The organism is Pedobacter sp. AK017 (genome assembly GCF_014200825.1).
Taxonomy (GTDB): domain Bacteria; phylum Bacteroidota; class Bacteroidia; order Sphingobacteriales; family Sphingobacteriaceae; genus Pedobacter; species Pedobacter heparinus.
On record NZ_JACHCW010000009.1, the window covers coordinates 160,828 to 179,427 of the forward strand.

Consider the following 18,600-nt stretch of genomic DNA (forward strand, 5'->3'; position numbering starts at 1 on the left):
TGCAGGGCCCTTCCCGTTCCTGCAGGCTAAACCATCAACAAAAACAAAATGAACGCAATACATAAAACATTCACCATCATAATCCTAATGGCAATGGGGGGCAGCACAGTAAAAGCCCAGTTGAACCCCTTATCTTCGCAATATTATACCAACCAGTACCTGATCAACCCTGCCTTTGCTGGTGCAGACCAGGGCTTAAAATTAAACGGGGCTTACCGTAAGCTATGGAGCAATGTACCCGGATCGCCATTGACCCAAAACCTCACTGCCGATTATGGCTTTAACAAAGTTGGCCTGGGCCTTACGGTAAACAATGAAAGTGCAGGTTTGCAGCGCCAGACCAGGGTAGTGGGCAGTTATGCCTATCACCTTAAACTGAACGACAACAACCATCAGCTGCATTTTGGGGTGTCCCTGGGCTTCATGAGCCAGCGCCTGGAAAATGCAGACATTTATGGCAATCCCAGCGATCCGATGGTAGGGCAGTACAACGACCGTAAAACCTACCTGGACGGAGATTTTGGTGTAGCCTATACTTCCGGGAAACTGAACATACAGGCTTCTGTGCCCAACCTGAAAAGTGTATTGAAAAAGGATGTGATCAAACTGGCCGATGTAGCTACTTTTTATACGGCAGCAAGTTACAAGATCGGGATCAGCGAAGGAGCAGAGGGTATGGATGTAGAACCTAAAGTAGCCTACAGGGGTGTACAGGGCTTTGACAACATCTGGGATGCAGGGGCACAGTTTGGCATTGCCAACAAACAGGTGTTTTTACTGGCCATGTACCACAGTACAGAAAATGCAACTTTTGGCCTGGGCATGGACTTCAGAAAGAAATACCTGATCAGCGGCACCTATACCACCCAGACTTCAGCTTTGAGCAGTTATACCAATGGCAGTTTTGAACTGAACCTGAGATTGAACCTGAGTAAAATTGAAAAATAACCAGGTAATTTTTCTGTAAAGCAGCGCGCCTTAACCAATATCGCTGAATAAATTGCCAATACTGATCGTGATCATTCATTTTAAACACCTAATTTAGTGAAATGAGATCATCATCAGTTAAATTGTATTTGGCGTTTCTTGCAGGCATTTGCCTGTTGTTCCAGCACATGAGTTCATTTGCACAGCCTTTTTCGGCTGGTACAAAAAAAGTATTGTTCCTGGGCAACAGCATTACCTATGCCGGTCAGTATATTGTTGATATAGAAGCCTATTGCATGATGAACTATCCAGGTCAGAAAATCGAATTCATCAATATGGGCCTGCCCAGCGAAACCGTTTCCGGTTTGTCCGAAGCAGGGCATGCGGGTGGTAAGTTTCCGAGGCCCGACCTTCATGAACGGCTGGACCGTGTAATGGCACTAACCAAACCTGACCTGGTATTTGCCTGTTACGGAATGAACGATGGTCTGTACATGCCATTCGACAATGTCCGTTTTCAAAAATTTAAGGATGGCATCAGCTGGCTGCACGATAAATATGCTGCTAAAGGCATCCGCATTGTTCACCTTACCCCGCCGGTTTATGATGAACTTAGAGGTGGAAAAAAGGGCTATTCAGAAGTTCTGGACAAGTATTCTGATTGGTTGCTTGGCCAGAAGAAAGCAAAGAACTGGGAGGTAGCAGATCTGCATTATCCCATGAAAAAATACCTGGAAGCACACCGGAAGGTAGATGCAGCCTTAAACATCAATGGATTTTATTTGGCTGCCGATGGTGTACACCCCGGTGAAACCGGGCACTGGATAATGGCAAAAGCGCTTTTACTGTACCTGGGCGAGAAAAAAGTCAGCACGGCAGCCGATCTGCCAGCTGCAGTAACACATTCCAAGAAATATGAGCTCATAAAGCTGATTGCCCAAAAGCAGGACCTCATGAAGGATGCATGGTTAACTGCTGCAGGGCACAAACGTCCAATGAAAAAAGGATTGCCCCTGGAGGAAGCAACAATTAAAGCAGCTGAAATTGATGAACAGATCAGCAGCTTAATGAAATAATTAAAAGTAAGTGAATTCCCCTTTTTCGCTATGTATAGTTACCTGTTTGCGGGCCGAGCTTTCAACGCGTCCAATAACCTGAGCATCAATGTTAAAGCTTTTTGAGATCTCAATAATAGCTTCAGCAATTGCTGCAGGAACATACAGTTCCATGCGGTGCCCCATGTTAAATACCTTATACATTTCTTTCCAGTCGGTACCCGATTGCTCCTGTATCAAACGGAATAGTGGGGGTATTGGAAATAAATTGTCCTTAATGATATGGACATTGTCATTTACAAAGTGCAGTACCTTGGTTTGTGCACCGCCGCTGCAATGTACAATGCCATGGATCTGCGACCGGAAATCATTCAAAACTTTTTTGATCACCGGTGCATAAGTCCGGGTAGGAGATAACACCAGTTTACCGGCAGTAACCGTTGTATGTTCATCAACCTTAACCTCATCTGTAAGCTTTTTAGCACCCGAAAATACCAGGTCAAAAGGGACTGCAGGATCGAAGCTCTCCGGATAGGTATTGGCCACCGATTTATCGAACACATCATGACGGGCAGAAGTCAGGCCGTTGGAACCCATGCCCCCATTATATTCCGTTTCATAGCTCGCCTGACCGTAAGAAGAAAGTCCAACAATGACATCACCAGCCTGGATCTTATCATTGCTGATGATCTTATCCCGTTCTATGCGGCAGGTAACTGTAGAATCTACAATAATGGTACGTACCAGGTCACCAACATCAGCAGTCTCGCCACCAGTAGAATAAATAGAAATGCCCTGTGCACGCAGTTCGGCCAAAATTTCTTCTGTACCGTTGATAATCGCTGCAATTACCTCGCCCGGTATCAGGTTTTTATTCCGGCCGATAGTAGAAGACAGGAGGATGTGGTCAGTAGCACCTACACAGATCAGATCGTCAATATTCATGATGATCGCGTCCTGGGCAATTCCTTTCCATACAGAAATATCGCCGGTCTCTTTCCAGTACACATAAGCCAGTGAAGATTTGGTGCCGGCGCCATCTGCATGCATAATATTGCAAAAGTTTTCATCATTGCCTAAAATATCAGGGATGATCTTACAGAAGGCCTGGGGAAAAATACCTTTATCTATATTCTTGATGGCCTGGTGCACATCTTCTTTCGAGGCAGAAACGCCACGCTGGTTGTACCTGTTATCACTCATGTTGCTGCAAAGATAAGCAAACGCCCGAATGTTAGGGCTTTTGATTAAAAAAATAACCCCGGCCAATGAAGGCCAGGGTTATAAAACTAAAAAAATTCTGGTATTGAGGTTTGGTTATTTTAAAAACAACAACTCTCTGAATTTAGGCAGAGGCCATACACTGTCGTCTACGATCTGCTCTAATTTATCTGTATGGTAGCGGATGGTATCAAAATATGATTTTACCTTCTCATCATAAGAAATTGCTTTTTCACGGCTTTCGTCAATTGCATTTACTTTTTTACGTTGCTCAAGCATGGCATCAATACTGGTTTTAACCACATTTAAGTGCTCAGACAATTTATTGATGATCGCCAACGGCGTTGCCAATGCATCACCTGAAAGGCCAAGGTCTTTTAATCCTTTGGCATTCTCGATCAATGAGTTCTGGTAAGCAATGGCAGCAGGAATGATCATGCTGTTGGTCACCTCACCCATTACCCTTGCTTCGATCTGCAGCTTTTTGTAATAGCTTTCCAAAAGGATCTCATGACGGGCATGTAGTTCGCGTTCGCTAAAGATGTTTAATTTGGTAAACAGCTCAGTCGATTTCTCGCTCACATAAGCATCCAGAGCCTTCGGAGTGGTCTTAATGTTCGATAAACCACGTTTTTCTGCCTCTGCAGCCCACTCATCGCTGTATCCATTGCCTTCAAAACGGATGTCTTTCGATTCTTTAATGTATTTTTTGATCACAGTTAACAAGGCCACATCCTTTTTCTCGCCTTTTTTGATCAGTTTATCAACTTCAATTTTAAATTTGGTCAGCTGATCTGCCACGATAGTGTTTAACACGGTCATCGGGGCAGAAGAGTTTGCTGAAGAACCTACAGCCCTTAACTCAAATTTATTACCGGTAAAAGCAAACGGAGAAGTACGGTTACGGTCGGTATTGTCTAACAAGATCTGAGGGATCTTAGGAATACCCAACCACAATGAATCTTCGTTTTTCACTTTTTTAATGATGCTTCTCGACGATTCGATCTCGTCCAGGACTTCAGCCAGCTGAGAACCAAGGAAGATAGAAATGATTGCAGGAGGAGCCTCGTTTGCACCTAAACGGTGGTCGTTGCTTACAGAAGCGATAGAAGCCCTCAACAGGTCGGCATGTTCATGTACAGCTTTGATGGTGTTCACGAAGAACGTTAAGAACATCAGGTTGTTTTTAGGTGTTTTACCTGGCGACAATAAGTTTTTGCCGGTATCGGTTATTAACGACCAGTTGTTGTGTTTACCTGAACCGTTGATGCCTGCATAAGGTTTTTCATGTAAAAGCACTTTAAAGTTATGTCTTAAAGCAACTTTTTCCATCAAATCCATCAGTAACTGGTTGTGGTCGATCGCAAGGTTGATTTCTTCATAAATAGGTGCACATTCAAACTGAGAAGGAGCCACCTCATTGTGACGGGTTTTCAAAGGGATACCCAGTTTCAACGCTTCGTTCTCAAAGTCTACCATGTAAGTAAATACACGCTCAGGAATTGAACCGAAATAATGGTCTTCCAGTTGCTGTCCTTTGGCCGACATGTGACCAAACAGGGTGCGGCCGGTTAAAGCTAAATCCGGACGTGCGTTGTATAGGGCAAGGTCAACCAGGAAATATTCCTGCTCAATACCCAGTGATGCATTTACTTTAGTGATGCTTTTGTCAAAGTACTGACAAACATCAACTGCAGCTTTATCCATAGCAGCAAGTGCTTTTAACAAAGGTGCTTTATAATCTAAGGCTTCGCCTGTATAAGATACAAATACGGTTGGGATACAAAGCGTTTTACCTGCTTTGCTTTCCATAATGAAAGCTGGTGAAGATGGATCCCATGCAGTGTAACCGCGGGCTTCGAAAGTATTGCGGATACCACCATTAGGGAAGCTTGAAGCATCAGGCTCTTGCTGAACCAATGCACTTCCTGCAAATTTTTCAATTGCACCATCGCTGCTTGGCTCAAAAAATGAATCGTGTTTCTCGGCAGTAGTACCGGTTAGTGGTTGGAACCAGTGGGTGTAATGTGTAGCACCTTTGCTCATTGCCCAGCTTTTCATGGCTGTTGCAATGTGATTGGCATCTTCATGGTTAATTAACTCACCCTGTTCAATTGAGGAAATAAGTTTCTGAAATACTTCTTTTGATAAGTAGTCTTTCATCTTTTTCTTATCAAAAACATTTACGCCGAAAAAATCAGAAATTTTATCCGAAGGAGACTTTACTTCTGGTGAAACTCTTGTTTGCGCCTCTTTTAATGCAATTGTTCTTAAGCTTTTCATTTATTTGTTTAAAGTTTGGTCAAAAATAAGTTTTTTATTGAATATTTTCAATAAATTGTTTGTAAAAATACGAATGTAGATAAGTATTCAAAGAATTATTTGAATTTTGAGGTTTTTTTCTGACAAATTGATGTGAATTTAACAAAAAATCACTTCTTGTTCTGCATCTCCCTGATCATCTTGTAGGATAGATAGCCGAGAATGCCAATTAATGCCGTAAGCGCTGCCCATATCCAAGCCTTACTGTTGAAAAAAGTTGTTGCCTTTTTTACTTCAGCCTTGTTTTGGCTAAAGTTCCCAACTTTAATAAAAGGCACCCCATTGCTAATGCTATCGTTAAAATAACTCAGGTCGTACCTTGGGAAACTCATATCCTGAGCTCCGGTTTTAAGGATATAGGTTTTATCTTTTTCAAGATAAGCAGTTAAATGCATATTTTGCTGATAAGCTTCAATTTTTTTTACAGTCAGCGGTAAATTATCCTCATTTTCTATGATCAGGTACAAGGTTTTATATCTGTTTGCGCCTTTTAGCTCAATTATTGTTGTTTTTCCTGATAAAATAATAAAGCTGTCCATCAGCTGATAAGGATCTTGATTCCCTTTCTGCCTGATGTCGCCGTTTTTTTTGGCCAGCCAGGCTTCCCGTCTGTAAAATTTGAAGCCATCAACGGTTAACCTTAATTTATCTATCTGATAAGCTTTATCAAAATTAATTTCAACAACAGATTGTTTGCTGGTCTTTATTTCCCTTGTTTTAAATACGGTGTAAGGTATCAGGCTGTAATGGCTGATATTTAGCCTGCCTATGGTATCTGTGCTATCTGTGCCTTTTCTCAGCAGCCAGGCAATCTCTTTATCTTTCTCATATATCCTGATGTCTGCCAGATCAGTACTGGCCGTTTTTGAGACCAGTTCAGGGCCTAACCCAATATTGTAAAAGCCGCTGCTGTCAACTTTTTGAAGCGGGGCCCGCCATTTAAAATTCTGGCCCATGCCGCTCAGGCTGTAACCCAGCAGAAAAATCAGCACATAAGCCTTACAATTCATCATGCCTTTCGTCTTTATCGGCAATATCTGTTGCAGCTGGTGTCTCGGTATCGCTGGCCAGCAGCAGGTTTTTTAACCGCTGGTACATAAATGAAATTACCAGCAGCAATATCCCCAGTGAGATAAAGGCAGCAATTTTCCCGCCTTCAGATAGGCCTCTCAGATCAAAAATGAATAATTTGAGTAAAGTGAGGGCCAGGAGGGTGATGGAAATGATCCTGATGTTCTTTGATTTCCACTTCATACCTATATATATACATAACAAGGCAAAACATCCCCATAAAATGGCAAAACCTGTTTTATGCGAACTATCGAGTATGGCAGCTATAGATCTGCTTTTTGTGTATTGCGACATCACCAGTAAATGGTCCAGCTCTGCGCTGGCCACATACAGGATCATAAAAGCCGAGAACCATTGAAATGCAACCATACCCGCAACAGCGCCAATACGTTTTTCTGTCTTATACAAGCTGTAAATGGTGCAGCCAATTAATAGTACCATCAGGTAATGGAAAAGGTAATTGTTTAAACTGCCCGTTTTTTCCAGATAACTGTTCCTTAAAGCTATGGTTTCCGGATTGAAGAGCAGGATATAGCAGAACAGGCAAACTGCCGCCAATGTACCTACAACAAATTTAAATTCCTCAGTTTCTGCATTGCGTATCGCTACCAATAAAATACAAAGAAAAAGGTAACTGTAGCAGGCCAGCGCAAGTATCCTGATCAGAGGAAAATAATTGCAGGCCTGCTGGTTTAACTCAAGGGCAATAACCAGGTATCCAATTACAATAGCAGCGATGGCAAGGATGGTCCTGGAAGTTTTTACTTCCCTGAACAATATGGACTTGATTTCCGATCTTAACAGGCCCGAATATAATGTCAGTGCAATAACTACCACTAAGCCTGTAATAAAACCTTTGTTTATAAGAATAGGCAGGCGGTTGCTGGTGTTGTAAATACTGCTGCCATAAACCTGCTGCCAGTCCATCACCAAACTGATGGCCATTAGTACCAGTACAATAACTGAGGATTGTTTGATCAGTGTGATGCCCGATTTTTGCGAAAGCCAGAGCAGCAATACACTCTCGGCAGCCCAGAACAGTGTAATCTGGTTGCCTTTTAGTTGTACGGGTGCGGCCAGGCTAATAAAAGTGAGCACCAGGCCGATCAGCAAATAGATCAGGTTCCTGTCTATCTTATCATTTTTGTACAGGGCATAAGCAAAAGCTAAATTTACTACACCTATCAATGCTGTAAACAAGCCACGGTAATCGCCCCCGCCAAGATGGCTTAAAATCAGCATCCCAGCCGTATAATATAAAAAGGTGTTGCTCAGCAGAATACCAATTTCAAGGGCATTGAACTCTGTTTTTTCTTTAATGTTATTGATGATGTTCATGATCAGGAACACCAGGTAAAACAGCGATGCGAAAATAAGGGCACCTGCATAAGGTATAACTTTGCTATCGTTTTCCAGCACTTTGCTCAGCAGCCATCCGCCAAATAAAACTAAGGTAAACAGGTAACAGACGATATTGATAACAGGCCATTTTTTATAATAGGCCAGCACCAGCATGCCAATATTTAAGGTCAGGATATAAGTAAAGAGTACAACGTAGTTCCCTTCACCGGTACTTACCATAAAAGGGGCACCAAAGCCACCCAGTATGGCAAACAGGGCCAGCTCTTTCCGGTTATAGCTGATGGCAAGTAAAACGGTGAAACCAGTAATCAGGATGGTGAGGATGAAAGCCATGGTCTGACTAAACAGCTGGTATTGATGAAAGCCGATTGTTACGGTAAAATAAAGGATAGCTATACCACCGCCAACCAATACGGAGCTGAAAGTGCTGAATGATTTACGCAGCTTATGTGCAAGCGCAATTAAAATACCCCCGCAAACGAAGCCAATACTGGTCCGGCCAATCTCGTTGATCCAGTCTTTATCTATGGCATATTTAAGGAAGAAGCCCATACCCAATACCAGGATCACTATACCTATTTTATTGAACAGGTTTTCTCCTATAAATTTCTCCAGGTCGGGGTTCCGTTCACTGAAAGAGGGTTTTTTAACCGGTGGTGGTACGAAAGGAGGGATGCCTGACCTTGGTTGTACCGGGGCAGTAATGGCCGCAACAGGTTCAGTTTTAGGTTCGGGTTTAGCAGTTGCTATCTCTTCTGGAACAGTGGCTGCCGGTTCTGGCACAATCTGCTGTTCCGGCTCTGGTATAATGACAGCTTCGGGCTTAAATACATCTTTCGGTGCATAGGGTGTAAAAGGCTTAAAAGGCTTAAAAGGCTCCTGTAATACAGCCGGCTTCTCTTTTTCTGGTTTGGTCTCAGTTTTTATCTCCTGAAACCCGGTTTTTTCCAGCTGTTTGGATAGCTGTTCAATTTTAAGGTATAGAAAATCCAGTTTTTCCGTTAAGCTCTTCTTTAATTGCAGTACAGTGATCAGCAGAATAATAACGACAATAAAAATAACCGTTTCTAAAAACATAGAGGGCAGATGTTTGGTTCGGGCTTAAAGATAATAAAAAAGTAATGCAGATGTTGGACTACCTTTCTGTTACATCGCCTGAGCCAAGCACTGTTTTTTGAATTTCCGGGTTTCCACTATAATATACATGGCCCGATCCGCTGATCACCGCTTTTATTTTGCCATTGGTATTTACATTTATACTCCCCTTACCGCTAATGCGTGCAGAAAGTTCATTTACTGTAAGTACTTTGCCGCCAAAGCTACCCGCGCCACTCAAGGTAACACTGGCCTGTTCTGCTTTGCCGCTAATGTTTGCCGCTCCGGAACCACTCACAACCCCTGTAATTTTATCGGCTTCTACATTTGCCTGTATAAAGCCAGATCCGCTAAGGGTTACTGCAAATTCTGTAGCCGTAACCGTTCCTGATACCGTAATGCTGCCATCTCCACTCATTGTCAGACTGCTAAGCTGACGTGCAGTAACATATGCTACGATCTTTTTATTTTCATATTTCCTTGCCCAGCTTACCCAACTGGTTTGGGGCCTGATCACAAGTTTATCACCCTTTACTTCGCTAACCAAGGTAGCGATGGCTTCCTTGTCGCCCTCAAACCTGAGGTTTTCTGTATTGCCAAATTTAACCACAACCTGAATAGGGCCGCCAGCGATAATGCCGTTAAAGTTTTTTACCGTCCTTTCCTCTGAAGCGGCTGCAGCTGCTTTTTGCACAACAGGTATAACGGGGTGTGATTTAACGCTGGCCGAAAACAACAGGGCTGCAAATAGTATTGGAAGTATAGGTTTCATGAGTATAAGACGTTGGATTTCACAATTTGTTGCACGATATTAACAAAATGATCAGGGCCTAAGGTCTTCAATCCATTTCCTGGCATTCACAAAAGCTTCCATCCATGGTGATACTTCGTCTTTACGGCCCTCAGGATAATTTGCCCAGTGCCACTGGAATAAGGAACGCTCAATATGTGGCATCATTACCAGGTGTCGGCCCGTCTCATCACACAGCATAGCGGTGTTGTAATCTGAACCATTCGGGCTGGCGGGGTAGCTTTCATAAGCATATTTAGCTACAATGCGGTATTTATCTTCTGCATAAGGCAACTGGAAACGTCCTTCACCATGTGAAACCCAAACCCCCAGCGTGCTTCCCGCAAGGGTAGACAGCATAACCGAATTGTTCTCGGCCACTGTTAGCGATGTAAATATACTTTCGTGTTTATGGCTTTCATTGTGTAGCATTTTTGGCTTTTCAGCATGGTCTTTATTGATCAGGCCCAGTTCTACAAAGAGCTGACAACCGTTACAAACACCTACAGATAGGGTATCCGGACGGTTAAAGAAATTTTCGAGCGCCACCCTGGCCTTTTCATTATACATAAAAGCACCAGCCCAGCCTTTGGCTGATCCTAAAACGTCAGAATTAGAGAAACCACCAACGGCACCAATAAACTGAATGTCTTCCAGTGTTTCGCGGCCTGTAATCAGGTCGGTCATGTGCACATCCTTTACATCAAAACCGGCAAGGTACATGGCATTCGCCAGTTCACGCTCAGAGTTACTTCCCTTTTCGCGGATAATGGCTGCTTTTGGCCTTGGTTTTGAAGCATCAATAACCGGTTTTTTGCCGTCAAAATGCGCAGGGAAATTATATTTCAATACCTGGTGTTTGTAATTGTCAAAACGCTCTTTGGCTTTAACCGGCCCGCTTTGTTTTTTATCCAGCAGGTAAGAGGTTTTGAACCATACGTCACGCAGCTGGTCAACATCAAAGTTTAAGCTTTCAGCCGAACCATTTTTAATGGTCAGCGTTGCAGTAGTGCTCAGCTCGCCAATTTTATGCAAGGCAATGCCATTTGCGGCAAAGCTGGCTTCAACAGTGGCATCAGCCTGGAACACTATACCAATATTTTCTGCAAAAAGCAGTTTTATGATGTCCTGCTCACCCAGGGCCGAAAGATCGAGGCTGGCCCCCAGGTCGCGATCGGCAAAGCACATTTCCAGTAAAGTAGTGATCAAACCACCACTGCCTATATCGTGGCCGGCCTGTATTTTACCTTCCTTTATCAGTTGCTGAAGGATATCAAATGTCTTTTTAAAGGTTGCTGCGTCTTTCACATCAGGTGTTTCATTGCCAATCCTGTTCAGGATCTGCGCAAATGACGATCCGCCCAGTTTATAGGTATCATTGGAAAGGTTGATGTAATAAATGGCACCGCCATTTTTTTGCAGTACAGGTTCTACCACCCGGGTAATGTCGTTACAGTTACCAGCTGCCGAAATGATCACCGTTCCTGGGGCAATAACGTCACCGTCTTTATACTTTTGCTTCATAGACAGGGAATCTTTACCCGTAGGGATATTGATACCCAGGCTGATGGCAAAATCAGAGCAGGCTTTTACCGCTTCGTATAACCTGGCGTCTTCACCTTCATTTTTACAGGCCCACATCCAGTTGGCCGAAAGCGAAACACTTTTCAACCCGTCCTTTAAAGGTGCCCATACAATATTTGAAAGAGATTCTGCAATGGCGATACGGCTTCCTGCACCTGCATCGATCAACGCAGACAAAGGGGCATGTCCTACAGATGTTGCAATACCTTCTTTTCCCTGAAAATCCAAAGCCATTACCCCGCAGTTGTTTAGCGGCAATTGCAGTGGGCCGGCACATTGCTGTTTGGCTACACGGCCACCCACACAACGGTCTACCTTATTGGTCAGCCAGTCTTTGCAGGCCACTGCTTCCAGTTGCAATACCTGTTCCAAATAAGTATTTAGCTGTGCAGCGTCATAAGTAACAGGCAGGTATTTCCTGTCTATCGTTTTATCTTCCATCACCACCTTTGGCGAGCTGCCAAACATATCCTTCAGCTCCAGGTCCATCGGTTTTACACCGGTAGAGGCCGATTCAAAAGTAAAACGATGATCGCCGGTAACCGTACCTACGGTATACATCGGCGAACGCTCACGGTCGGCAATTTTTTGCAAAGTATTGATGTGCTCCTGTCCGATGACCAGGCCCATACGTTCCTGAGATTCGTTGCCGATGATCTCTTTGGCTGAAAGGGTAGGGTCGCCCACAGGCAGTTTATCCAGGTCTATCTTTCCGCCTGTTTCTTCAACCAGTTCAGATAAGCAGTTTAAGTGGCCACCCGCACCATGGTCATGTATAGATATAATGTTGTTCTGATCGCTTTCTACCATACCGCGTACGGCATTGGCAGCTCTTTTCTGCATTTCAGGGTTTGAACGCTGAACGGCATTTAATTCAATTCCTGTACCCAATGCGCCGGTATCAGCCGAGGATACAGCCGCACCGCCCATCCCGATCCTGTAGTTTTCTCCGCCAAGGATCACAATTTTATCACCTTCAGCGGGCTTGTGTTTCTGTGCCTGACTGGCCTTGCCATAGCCTACGCCACCGGCAAGCATAATCACTTTGTCGAAACCAAGCTTGCGGTTATTTTCTTCATGTTCAAAAGTAAGTACCGAGCCGGTGATGAGCGGCTGGCCAAACTTATTCCCAAAATCGGTAGCCCCGTTAGAAGCCTTGATCAGGATATCCATTGGTGTCTGGTACAGCCATTGCCTTTCTTCCACGCCCTTTTCCCAGGGGCGGTTTTCTTCCAGTCTGGATAAGGCCGTCATGTAAACTGCGGTACCGGCAAGGGGCAAAGAGCCCTGTCCACCTGCCAGCCTGTCCCTGATCTCGCCACCCGATCCGGTAGCGGCACCATTAAAAGGTTCAACAGTAGTGGGGAAGTTATGGGTCTCAGCTTTTACGGAAATTACCGATTCAAAATCGCTCAGTGTATAATAATCTGGTTCATCGGCGCGTTTAGGTGCAAACTGCTGCACCTTAGGGCCTTTAATAAAGGCTACATTGTCTTTATAGGCCGATACAATATCATTGGGGTTTTCTTCTGAAGTTTTGCGGATCAGTTTAAAAAGTGAAATGGGCTGTTCAATCCCATCAATTACAAATTTGCCGTTAAAAATTTTATGGCGGCAATGTTCTGAGTTGACCTGCGAGAAGCCAAATACTTCTGAATCGGTAAGTTCCCTGCCCAGTCGGCCCGAGAGTTCGTTTAAATAAGCTACCTCTTCATCACTTAAGGAAAGTCCTTCCTGCTTGTTGTAAGCAGCAATATCGCTGATTTGCAGGATAGGCTCGGGTTTAATGTGAATGGTATAAATGTCCTGGTCCAGTTTGCTGTATTTCTGGGACAGCATGGGGTCATAATCAGAAAAATTCTCTTCTACCTGCTGAAATTCCTCGATACGGATAATTCCATGGATGTCCATATTCTGGGTAATTTCTACTGCATTGGTACTCCAGGGGGTAACCATTGCTGCGCGAGGCCCAACAAAAAAGTCATTTAATGTAGTTTCCTGTTGTAGTTTTGCGCCGCCAAACAGCCATTCTAGTTTTGTAATATCTGTAGTGCTCAGGTTTCGTTCTATTTGTAAGGCGAAAACCGTTTTGGATTGGCTTGAGAAGAAATAGATCATGCTTTTTTTTTTGAAGATGCAAATTTAGCGTTAAAATTTTAAAAGCGCTATTATAGTGTACAATAAATTCATGTACAAAATGCAATAAAATCAAAGCCGGAACAGGTTGTTGTCAGGTACCTCCGCTGGTATGGTTGATAACAGGTTTTGTAGTTAATAATAAATTAATAATATATCATTAGAATTTAATAAGGAGTATACAGGAATTTGTCCCTGTTAAGTCCCTGTTATCCCCCTGTTTTTTCCCTGTTGGTTCCCTGTAAATTATAAACAAATTATAAAGGAGTTCCCAATTTGAATACTGTAAGACTTTAATTATTTAATTTTTAATTAAGTGTGGTTTTGTAAACACAATAAGCTCAAAAACGGTACCAATATACTAATCTGGGATTTCTGTTATCTTTGTTATCTGTACAAAAAATACATCTTTTAAAACCGCCCAGCTGTAAATGAAGAATGCTTTTAGATTTAAACAATTTGAAATTGACCAGACGGGTTGTGCCATGCGGATCAATACTGATGGGGTTTTACTTGGGGCGGTTGCCGGAAAAAATGAAGCGGCAAATATATTGGATATAGGAACAGGTACAGGGGTTATCGCCCTGATGCTGGCCCAACGCTTTCCAAACGCTTTGGTAGATGCGGTGGAAATTGATGAGCAGGCTGCGCTTACTGCTACAAAAAATGCTTTAAATGCTCCCTTTTCCGGGAGGCTAAAGGTATTGCATTCGGCTATTGAAGATTATTTGCCAGAAAAATATTACGATTTAATTGTTTCTAATCCACCATATTTTGTGAACGATCTTAAAAATCCGGAACACAGAAAAGGGGTAGCCAGACATACCGATGCCCATTTTTTTGAGCAGTTGCTGGAGCGTGTGGCTGCTATGCTGAGCAGGAACGGCAGGTTTTGGTTTATATTGCCACTAAAACAGGCTCAAAATATCGTAGACATGGCCAAGCTTTACGGGTTGGGTATGGCCGTTGTGCTGCACATACATTCTGATGAAAATAAACCTGAGATCAGACAGATTGTCTGTCTGGATTATTCCGGACAGCCTGCACATCATCATAATTTATACATTTATGCCGGGAAGGGGCTTTATACCGACGCATATAAAGTATTGTTAAAAGATTTTTTTCTGGCATTTTAAAACAGACAAATGAAGAAAATAGGACTGATTTCTGATACGCATGGCTTTTTGGACGATGCGGTTTTTAAACACTTTGACGAATGTGACGAGATTTGGCATGCCGGGGATTTTGGACCGGGTGTGGCGGAGCGACTTGCAGCCTTTAAGCCTTTGAAAGGTGTTTATGGCAATATTGACGACAAAGAGATTCGCGCTGTCTACCCCGAGCACCTCCGTTTTAACTGTGAAAAGGTGGATGTATGGATGACCCATATTGGTGGATATCCGGGTAGGTACTCGCCGCTGGTAAAACCTGAAATTTACACTAAGCCTCCAATGCTTTTTATTTCCGGTCATTCGCATATTTTAAAAGTGATGTACGACAAAAAGATAAACTGTTTGCATATAAATCCCGGTGCAGCCGGAAATTCTGGCTGGCACCGAATAAAAACTTTAATTAGATTTTGTATTTCAGAAGAAAAAATACATACCTTAGTCGCCATAGAAATAGGTAATAGATAACGTATAAAATACACTAAGTATATGTCGGGCATAAAAACACTAGGACAATTTATTATTGAAAAACAGTCTGATTTTCCTTATGCAAAAGGAGAACTCTCCAGGTTGCTCAGAGATATCGGTATAGCTGCTAAAATTGTAAACAGAGAGGTGAACAAAGCCGGTTTGGTCGACATTCTTGGTGCTGCGGGCACAGTAAACATACAGGGGGAGGGGCAGCAAAAGCTGGATGTATTTGCCAATACGCAATTTATAAGTGCATTGACAAGTGGGGGTGAATGTTGCATTGTGGCTACTGAAGAGGAAGATGAATTTGTACCTATTGATTCTCCGGTGTCTAAAAATGCCAAATATATCGTATGTATCGATCCACTGGATGGCTCATCAAATATAGATGTGAATGTGGCTGTTGGAACCATTTTTTCAATCTATAGGCGTAAATCTGTAGATGGGGTAGCTACGCTTCAGGATGTATTGCAGAAAGGTACGCAGCAGGTTGCTGCGGGCTATGTAATTTACGGTTCCTCTACCATGATGGTTTATACTACAGGAAAAGGAGTGAACGGTTTTACTTTGGATCCGTCCATTGGCGAGTTTTGCTTGTCTCATCCCAATATGAAAATACCGGAAAACGGGACCATCTATTCCATTAATGAGGGTAATTATGTCCACTTTCCGGAAGGGGTAAAAAAATACATTAAATATGCACAGGTTGAAGATAAATTGACCAGCAGACCATACACTTCCAGGTATATTGGTTCTATGGTGGGCGACATCCACCGGAACCTGATCAAGGGAGGGATTTACATTTATCCTACTACTTCCAGCTCTCCGAACGGGAAACTGAGGTTATTGTATGAGTGCAATCCAATGGCTTTTATTGTAGAACAGGCCGGGGGGGTAGCCTCTGATGGCTTTAACAGGATACTGGATATTGAACCTACTGAACTGCACCAGCGTACTTCTATCTTTATTGGTTCTCCTGCAATGGTTAAAGTTGCAGAGGACCTGATGGTTGAATTTTCATCTGAAAAAAACAATGCTATGGTTAATGGCAGTGCTGTTAATGGAAAACTGCAGGAACTGGGGGTTGTGGGGGGTATTGATTAAATAAGGTTATGCTGGCCTGATTTAAAGCAATGATGCACTGTTTTTTTCTGCTTCAAATGGGCCGTCGATAGCCAATGCTGCCCTGTTTTTTGAGGCTGCAACGGCCAGTTGGTCACATCTTTCATTTTCAGGATGGTTGTTATGCCCTTTTATCCATACAAATTTAACGTGGTGCAGTTTATAGCAGTTTAAGAACTGCATCCAGAGGTCTTTGTTCTTTTTCCCTTTAAAGCCTGTTTTTACCCAGCCAAATACCCATTTTTTTTCTACAGAATCGATTACATATTTAGAATCAGAAAATACAGTTACTTCTTGTCCGGGTGTTTTTAATGCATTTAAACCTACAATAACAGCCATCAGTTCCATTCTGTTATTGGTGGTTAAACGGAAGCCTGCACTCAGTTCCTTATAGTGGTTACCTGAGCGTAAAATCACACCGTACCCACCTGGTCCGGGATTTCCGCTGGCCGCTCCGTCTGTATAAATTTCTATCATAACTTGAGCAAATCTAGCTTTTTAACCCATAAAAGCAATTTTTGAGCAATAATTTATCCTATTGTAGAAATTCAATTGGTTGAGATTTAAAGGATTAAAAAAAATGTATGGGGCAATGATTAAAAATATTTGAATAAAATGTTTTTAATCGTACTTTTGTAGCGTTGAAAAACACATGGTGGTTTTAGCTCAGTTGGTTAGAGCATCGGTTTGTGGTACCGAGGGTCGTGGGTTCGAGCCCCATATTCCACCCTGTATGGGGCAAGGTCTTTAAACGAGACTTTTGCCCCATTTTTTTTGCCCGTAACTCTTTGTTTTCCAGGTATATTAACTCGGCCGCCCGGTTGAGTTTTCCGGTTCGACACGCCCCCTCTGCATAGATCATTTTTTCAGGGAACAAAATGCCTACTAAGTATCTCTTCGCCTCTATACTGGCGATATCATACAGTTTTTCAACTTCACAAAGTGCGTTTACAGCCATTTGGGCCAGCTTTTTAATGTTGACATGCGTTTAGCCAACGATAATCAGTTTATCACAGAATATACAATCCCTGTCAAATGCAGCTTGCATTTGTTTAAAAGGAGAGAATATAGCTCTTTGAGTTTTTTGGTAGCCGGTAATAAAATTCGTCAAGAAGACCGTCTTGCCTTTTTCGCTTTGAAAAGTTGGAAATTCGTCGGTGTTCTGTTCTATATAGGCCCCACAGGCTAAATAAAACTCTGGCAATTCCAGTTGATATTGGTTTAATGCCCTGACACGCCAAAACACGCTGCCATGAAGGTTATAATGTATATGAGAATCCTGATCTTCAAGTATCCGCCTAGCCTGCGGTTTTAACTGATCGGTATAGCCAATAACATCACCACAATCAAATCCTTCAAAAATTTCATACTTGTAGGTCGATTGTGTCAGCAATATTTTAAAATTTCTATCATAGTTAAGCGTGTACATCCGCAATACATCGTTACCATTGATAAGATTCACCCAATCCTGAAAAAGCTTGTTCATCTCAGCATTTTGTTCGGTAAGCACATTGGTTTTGCTTGCCGTATGATAGGCATACTGTTCTATTTCTATGGTGATATCTGTTAAAAGATGGGCAAGTAGTTGTTGCAGAAAGAATTGTTCGGGTGTTTCTTCTCCGTGGTTCATGATTGACCATTCATCGTCTTTTCCAGGTATATGCAATTTGTAAAGTTGTTTGACCTCACCACCAATAATGGAGAAATTTAAGATCTCATCCTCGAAGTTGATATTGAAAAATGGTTTCATCAATGCCGGAACTTTCTTACGCAGACCGTGATTGGCATAGTAGACAATCAATTCTTCAATAACATTTATAATAGTTTCGAAATTTATATCTGTCTCATCATAGCCAGGGACTTCTAGAAGCTTGTTATAAATAAAATCTGTAATACGGGTTTTGCCATCCTTGGTATAAAATCCCCGTTCCCTGATAAGTTTAGTCAGGTCTGGTGTTTTCGGACCGCCCCAATCAATCACTGCCCCGGCACCAAATAGGATAACATTTCTCTTTTTATTCATAGGGAAAGTTAACCATTTTTAAATCCATATACAGTTAATCCTGATCTCAGCTTACGATTTATCAGGACTGGCAATATTTCGCAGGCAACTACCACCTCCAACTCTTTGTCCAGCGTGGATCATCCGCCATTTAATTACTTCGGTCATTCCTCGGTCTATTACGTTGCCATCATATCCTACTAATTTCAGTATTAGCATGGAGCTCAGCATGACCAGGCGGTTTGCCAGTATACTAAGTAATTCCTGGTCATT

General features: G+C 42.7%; 13 protein-coding genes and 1 tRNA gene. 6 read left to right on the forward strand and 8 right to left on the reverse strand.

Annotated elements, in window-relative coordinates; genetic code table 11:
• Positions 1-48 precede the first annotated feature (48 nt).
• Together HDC92_RS14525 and HDC92_RS14530 are read left to right on the forward strand one after the other, a co-directional pair.
• Positions 49-948: a type IX secretion system membrane protein PorP/SprF gene (locus tag HDC92_RS14525; protein ID WP_036674144.1), complete on the forward strand. Its 900-nt coding sequence runs from the start codon at positions 49-51 to the stop codon at positions 946-948.
• A gap of 101 nt (positions 949-1,049) precedes the next feature.
• Positions 1,050-2,003, forward strand: a complete 954-nt coding sequence (locus HDC92_RS14530; RefSeq protein ID WP_255484537.1) for an SGNH/GDSL hydrolase family protein — start codon at positions 1,050-1,052, stop codon at positions 2,001-2,003.
• On the opposite strand, the gene HDC92_RS14535 is transcribed toward HDC92_RS14530, so the two are convergent.
• From HDC92_RS14535 to purL, 6 genes are all read right to left on the reverse strand, one after another.
• Positions 2,004-3,185, reverse strand: a complete 1,182-nt coding sequence (locus HDC92_RS14535) for an AIR synthase related protein (protein ID WP_183875529.1) — start codon at positions 3,183-3,185, stop codon at positions 2,004-2,006. It lies immediately after the preceding gene.
• 114 nt (positions 3,186-3,299) lie between these two features.
• The gene (locus HDC92_RS14540; protein WP_183875531.1) at positions 3,300-5,486 is read right to left on the reverse strand and encodes a glutamine synthetase III; all 2,187 of its coding nucleotides are present in this window, start codon (positions 5,484-5,486) and stop codon (positions 3,300-3,302) included.
• A gap of 149 nt (positions 5,487-5,635) precedes the next feature.
• Positions 5,636-6,538, reverse strand: a complete 903-nt coding sequence (locus tag HDC92_RS14545; RefSeq protein WP_183875533.1) for a hypothetical protein — start codon at positions 6,536-6,538, stop codon at positions 5,636-5,638.
• On the reverse strand, positions 6,525-9,035 hold the full coding sequence (locus tag HDC92_RS14550) for a DUF2339 domain-containing protein (RefSeq protein ID WP_183875535.1): 2,511 nt from the start codon (positions 9,033-9,035) through the stop codon (positions 6,525-6,527). Before HDC92_RS14550 ends, HDC92_RS14545 begins: the two co-directional genes overlap by 14 nt.
• Positions 9,036-9,093: 58 nt before the next feature.
• Positions 9,094-9,825, reverse strand: a complete 732-nt coding sequence (locus HDC92_RS14555; RefSeq protein WP_183875537.1) for a head GIN domain-containing protein — start codon at positions 9,823-9,825, stop codon at positions 9,094-9,096.
• A 51-nt stretch (positions 9,826-9,876) separates the two neighbouring features.
• Entirely contained in the window at positions 9,877-13,545 is a 3,669-nt protein-coding gene (gene purL / locus HDC92_RS14560) for a phosphoribosylformylglycinamidine synthase (protein ID WP_183875539.1), read from the reverse strand.
• 449 nt (positions 13,546-13,994) lie between these two features.
• On the opposite strand from purL, the gene HDC92_RS14565 reads away from it, so the two are divergent.
• From HDC92_RS14565 to fbp, 3 genes are read left to right on the forward strand one after another with little or no spacing between them, the layout of a single operon-like run.
• Positions 13,995-14,699 (forward strand): tRNA1(Val) (adenine(37)-N6)-methyltransferase, encoded by a 705-nt coding sequence (locus tag HDC92_RS14565; protein ID WP_183875541.1) that lies wholly within the window; start codon positions 13,995-13,997, stop codon positions 14,697-14,699.
• Positions 14,700-14,708: 9 nt separating this feature from the next.
• A complete protein-coding gene (locus HDC92_RS14570) occupies positions 14,709-15,200 on the forward strand; it encodes a metallophosphoesterase family protein (RefSeq protein WP_015808779.1) in 492 nt (163 codons plus the stop codon).
• Between the two features lie 21 nt (positions 15,201-15,221).
• Positions 15,222-16,307, forward strand: a complete 1,086-nt coding sequence (gene fbp / locus HDC92_RS14575; protein ID WP_183875543.1) for a class 1 fructose-bisphosphatase — start codon at positions 15,222-15,224, stop codon at positions 16,305-16,307.
• Between the two features lie 21 nt (positions 16,308-16,328).
• On the opposite strand, the gene rnhA is transcribed toward fbp, so the two are convergent.
• Positions 16,329-16,802 carry a ribonuclease HI gene (gene rnhA, locus HDC92_RS14580; RefSeq protein ID WP_183875545.1) on the reverse strand — a complete coding sequence of 158 codons (474 nt, stop codon included), beginning with the start codon at positions 16,800-16,802 and terminating at the stop codon, positions 16,329-16,331.
• 177 nt (positions 16,803-16,979) lie between these two features.
• On the opposite strand from rnhA, the gene HDC92_RS14585 reads away from it, so the two are divergent.
• Positions 16,980-17,055, forward strand: a tRNA-His gene (locus tag HDC92_RS14585).
• A gap of 258 nt (positions 17,056-17,313) precedes the next feature.
• On the opposite strand, the gene HDC92_RS14590 is transcribed toward HDC92_RS14585, so the two are convergent.
• The gene (locus HDC92_RS14590; RefSeq protein ID WP_183875547.1) at positions 17,314-18,348 is read right to left on the reverse strand and encodes a hypothetical protein; all 1,035 of its coding nucleotides are present in this window, start codon (positions 18,346-18,348) and stop codon (positions 17,314-17,316) included.
• Between the last annotated feature and the right edge of the window lie 252 nt (positions 18,349-18,600).

Excerpts from the sequence above, each read along its gene's own strand:
- purL (WP_183875539.1), bottom strand. The coding sequence starts at position 13,545 with ATGATCTATTTCTTCTCAAGCCAATCCAAAACGGTTTTCGCCTTACAA.
- HDC92_RS14565 (WP_183875541.1), top strand. The coding sequence starts at position 13,995 with ATGAAGAATGCTTTTAGATTTAAACAATTTGAAATTGACCAGACGGGT.
- HDC92_RS14525 (WP_036674144.1), top strand. The coding sequence starts at position 49 with ATGAACGCAATACATAAAACATTCACCATCATAATCCTAATGGCAATG.
- HDC92_RS14535 (WP_183875529.1), bottom strand. The coding sequence starts at position 3,185 with ATGAGTGATAACAGGTACAACCAGCGTGGCGTTTCTGCCTCGAAAGAA.
- HDC92_RS14545 (WP_183875533.1), bottom strand. The coding sequence starts at position 6,538 with ATGATGAATTGTAAGGCTTATGTGCTGATTTTTCTGCTGGGTTACAGC.
- HDC92_RS14530 (WP_255484537.1), top strand. The coding sequence starts at position 1,050 with ATGAGATCATCATCAGTTAAATTGTATTTGGCGTTTCTTGCAGGCATT.
- fbp (WP_183875543.1), top strand. The coding sequence starts at position 15,222 with ATGTCGGGCATAAAAACACTAGGACAATTTATTATTGAAAAACAGTCT.
- HDC92_RS14540 (WP_183875531.1), bottom strand. The coding sequence starts at position 5,486 with ATGAAAAGCTTAAGAACAATTGCATTAAAAGAGGCGCAAACAAGAGTT.
- HDC92_RS14590 (WP_183875547.1), bottom strand. The coding sequence starts at position 18,348 with ATGAATAAAAAGAGAAATGTTATCCTATTTGGTGCCGGGGCAGTGATT.
- HDC92_RS14550 (WP_183875535.1), bottom strand. The coding sequence starts at position 9,035 with ATGTTTTTAGAAACGGTTATTTTTATTGTCGTTATTATTCTGCTGATC.
- rnhA (WP_183875545.1), bottom strand. The coding sequence starts at position 16,802 with ATGATAGAAATTTATACAGACGGAGCGGCCAGCGGAAATCCCGGACCA.
- HDC92_RS14570 (WP_015808779.1), top strand. The coding sequence starts at position 14,709 with ATGAAGAAAATAGGACTGATTTCTGATACGCATGGCTTTTTGGACGAT.
- HDC92_RS14555 (WP_183875537.1), bottom strand. The coding sequence starts at position 9,825 with ATGAAACCTATACTTCCAATACTATTTGCAGCCCTGTTGTTTTCGGCC.